Raw genomic sequence first — 3,980 nt, 5'->3', positions numbered from 1 at the left:
GTGGTGCGGATCGAACGAGCTCGGCCACAGCCAGTGGTCCTGGGGGCATACCCAGGCGTCGTGGTCGGGCCGATAGGCGAATCGTCCCGTGCGCCAGCGGGCCGCGCGCTCCGAGGCCCGCCGCGCCATCGAGTCGAAACTCCACCCGATGGCCACCAGAGCCAGTGAATACCCGGCGATCAGCCACACCGAGGTAGCCGGCTGAGCCACTGATCAATCCTTCACGGGCACGTTGTCGCTGGTCTGCGACTCGGTGTAGAGCGGGTGATCGGGCAGCTCCTGAACCGTCGAACCGGAGCGGAAGTTGCGCAGCGCAGTCCAGGCTATCCAGACAAATGGCAACACACCGCCGAGGATGAAGATCAGATCACCGGGCATTCGCAGCCATTCGATCACCGCGTTGCCGGGCCTGGTGATGTAACCCAGCGACCGCGCCTCGAAGTAGCCGTCGCTGACCGAGTGGTAGAGCTGCAACACACCCAGCGGCAACAGGGTGACGAACACCATCCAGGCCAGACCGATGTTCAGGCACCAGAACGAAAGTCGCGCCCATTTCTCCGGCCATTTGTCGGCCGGGATCACGTAGCGGAATGCGAACATCGCCAGGCCGACGGCCAGCATGCCGTAGACGCCCATCATCGCGCCGTGCGCGTGGTTGGCCGTCAGTGCGGTGCCGATCTCGTAGTAGGACACGATCGGGAGGTTGATCAGGAATCCGAAGATGCCCGCGCCCAGGAAGTTCCAGAAACCGACGGCAACGAGGAACATGACCGCCCAGCGATGCGGGAAGGGTGCGGCGTCGCCGGATTGTTGACGCGCGCCCAGCTGCAAGAAAGCCCAGGCCTCCACGGTCAGGAAGGTCAACGGGATGACCTCGGCGGCGGAGAAGAACGCTCCCAGCGCCATGTGTTCCACCGGGGTGCCCGAGAAGTACAGGTGGTGCATGGTGCCGATGACGCCGCCGGCGGAATACAGGATCACATCGAGGAAGATCACGCCCAGCGCTATCCGTTCGCGCACCACACCCAGCAGCACGAACATGTAGGCCACCATCACGGTGGTGAACAGTTCGAGGAAGTCCTCGACCCACAGGTGCACCACCCAGAACCGCCAGAATTCGGCGACGCTGTAGTGGGTGCCGCTGCCGGCCAGTAGCCCGACGGTGTAAAAGGCCGGGATCGCCAGGCCGGAGAAGAAGAGCAGCCACGGCATGTTCATCTTCGACTCGCCTTTGAGCCTGGCGCGCATGCCGCGCCAGATGATGGCGATCCACACGAACATGCCGACGATCAGCAGGATCTGCCAGAGCCGCGGCAGGTCGAGATACTCCCACTGCTGGGAGAACATCGAACCGTGCGGGATCACTCCATAGATGGACAGTGCCTCACAGATCAGGGAGCCGAACACCACCAACGCGACCGCGCCCAGCAGCACGTAGGCCAGAACACCTTGGCGGCGCGGCTCGCGGCGGGCGATGAAGGGCACCAGGAAGATGCCGCCCGCCAGAAACGCGGCCGCGGTCCAGAACAGTGACAACTGCACATGCCAGGTGCGGGCCAGGTTGTAGGGCAGCACCCGGGCCAGATCCAGGCCGAAGAACGTCGACAAGTCCGCCCGGTAGTGCTCAGTGGCCGCTCCCAGCAGCGTCTGCGCCAAAAACAGTAACGACACGATCGCGAAGAACCAGATGGTGGCTCGCTGGGCCGGCGTCAGGCCCACCTCGCCGGGTTGGCGGAATGACAGCGTGGAAGCCTCGGCGCTGCGCCAGCCCACCTTTTGGCTCCAGCGCCCGTAGACCGCGAACATGATTCCGATGCCGCCCAGCAACGCGATCAGCGACAGCGCTGACCACACGATCACCGGAGCCGTCGGACCGTTGTCCACGCGGGACTCGGCCGGCCAGTTATTGGTGTAGCTGTACTTGTGGCCCGGGCGCTCGGCCGCCGCCGCCCACGCCGTCCACGCGAAAAACGCCGTCAGGTCGCGGATCTGCGCCTTGTCGGTGATCATCTGCGGCAATAGTCCGTATTTGGTGGACTTCTCCCCGAAATAGGCCGCGTAATAGTTTCGGATGTGGTCGAATGCGGCCGCCTGTCGGGCGGTCAACACCAGTGTCTTGGTGGCCGGGTTGTAGCGGTTGGTCCGGAATTCGGTGACCACCCGGTCCCGGGGATCTTTCGCTCCCCGCGCGCGCAGTTGATCAGCGACGTCGTCGGTGGCCCGCCGAAGGTATTCGGCGGTGTAATCGGGTCCGAGGTAGGCGCCGTGGCCGAGCACCGACCCGTACTCCATCAGTCCGCGGGCCTGGTAGATCTCCTGGCCCCGGGTGATGTCATCGCCGGTGAACAGGAGCTGCCCCGATTCGCTGACGACCTTGTCCGGCAGCGGCATGGACGCCGAGTAGGTGCGGTAGGCCAGAATGCCCATCACCAAAAAGCCGAAGATCATGACCAGGGCGACGCCCTGAATCCATCCTCTCCCGACCAACGGCTGCGGCGATGACTGATCGGTCGGTGATGACGGTGTCGACTGTGCTGCCATGGCGATGACCTCTTTCGCGAGGGGTGATCTATCGGCTGGTATGCGGAACGCGACGAAAACACGGTACTCGGATTGGCATTCGATGAGAACCACCAGTGGCTGTCCGGGCGTCGATATCGCTGCCTCAACAGGGTTTCAGGCCGTGGTGACAAACGTTTCGGCATAAATCTGTCCGCGCGGCACACCGGCCGCGGTGAGCACGGCGTAGGCGGCCTCGATCATGGGCGGCGGTCCGCACACGTAGACGTCGGGACTTTCGCCGAGCAGATTCAACTCGGCCGCAGCGAGATCGACAGGATTGCCGGTGGTGCCCGGCCACCGGGGATCTGGGTGCCAGACCACGGTGTCGGCCCGAAAGCCGGGCATCGCGTCGGCGAGTTCCCGGAGTTCGTCGTGGGCGAAGACTTCGGTGTGGTGGGTGAGACCGAAGAACAGACGTGTCGGCTGGGGGTCGCCCCACTCGGCCATTCGGCGCAGCATCGACAGTATCGGCGATATTCCGGTGCCGCCGGCGAGGAACCAGCGGGGCCGAAGGCCGTTCTCGGCCAGCGTGAATGACCCTTGCGGACCGGAGACGGTGAGCACATCGCCCACTGCTGCCTTCTGCGTGAGATAGGTCGACATCAGCCCGCCGGGCAACAGCCGAATATAGAAGTCCAGCTCGCCATCCCAGTTGGCGACGTTGGCCGGCGAGTAGGCGCGCCGGGCGTCGCAGCCCGGGACGGTGAGTCGCACGAATTGGCCTGAGTCGAAATCCGCCGATGATGGACCGTCGGGTCCGGCCGACAGCACGACTTTCACGTGCATCACGGCGTTGCCGACCCGTTCCAGGCCGGTGATCCGGGCCTGATGCTGTGTCGGCGGTGCGAGCACGATCTCGTTTCGGTCATAGGGCAGATCGATCCTGCAGTCGCCACGGGGGAAGCTGCGGCACAACAGGATCCCGTTCTCGCTCTCGGGGACTTCGAGGACACCCGGGTCGTGTGTACCCATGTCCACCTGCCCGTCGGCGAGCACGGCCGAACATGCCCCACACCCGCCGGTGCGGCAGGTTGACTTCAACACCAGCCCCGCTGCCTCGGCGGCGGTGAGAACTGTGGTCTGCGAATCGCAGCGAAAAGGCGACTCGTCACCATCTGTGGTCACCAAAACAACTTTGTGGCAGGACAATTCGGTGTCAACCGTCGTGGCCATGACGTCGGTCATCATGCGCCTGCCATCGCCTCGGCCAGATCCCGGGTGGGATCGCCGATGGGTTTGAGCGCGAACTGCTCGACGAGGATTTCGACCACGGCGGGGCTCAGGAATGCCGGCAGTGTCGGCCCCAGACGGATGTTGCGGATTCCCAGCGACAGCAGGGTCAGCAACACCGCGGCGGCCTTCTGCTCGAACCAGGAGACGAACAGGCTCAGCGGCAGGTCGTTGACCTCGCAGTCGAA

Annotated in this window: 3 protein-coding genes and 1 pseudogene; all 4 read right to left on the bottom strand. The window is 64.5% G+C overall.

Translation table 11 applies throughout. The features are described from left to right. Positions 1–210 (bottom strand): annotated as a pseudogene (locus tag AC2VOK_RS10665) (hypothetical protein); the annotation flags it as partial. Between the two features lie 3 nt (positions 211–213). Next, entirely contained in the window at positions 214–2,541 is a 2,328-nt protein-coding gene (locus AC2VOK_RS10660) for a nitric-oxide reductase large subunit (protein WP_428900438.1), read from the bottom strand. Between the two features lie 135 nt (positions 2,542–2,676). Then, complete coding sequence (locus AC2VOK_RS10655; RefSeq protein WP_428900437.1) at positions 2,677–3,687, bottom strand: FAD-binding oxidoreductase; 1,011 nt, start codon at positions 3,685–3,687, stop codon at positions 2,677–2,679. Between the two features lie 59 nt (positions 3,688–3,746). After that, positions 3,747–3,980: hypothetical protein (locus tag AC2VOK_RS10650; RefSeq protein WP_428900436.1), on the bottom strand; the 234-nt coding region annotated here is incomplete at its 5' end.

Source organism: Mycobacterium sp. TH-M116, from assembly GCF_057473685.1.
This window is presented reverse-complemented; position numbering and strand designations above follow the sequence as displayed.

Coding starts and splice junctions, on each gene's coding strand:
- AC2VOK_RS10660 (WP_428900438.1), bottom strand. CDS start 2,541: ATGGCAGCACAGTCGACACCGTCATCACCGACCGATCAGTCATCGCCG.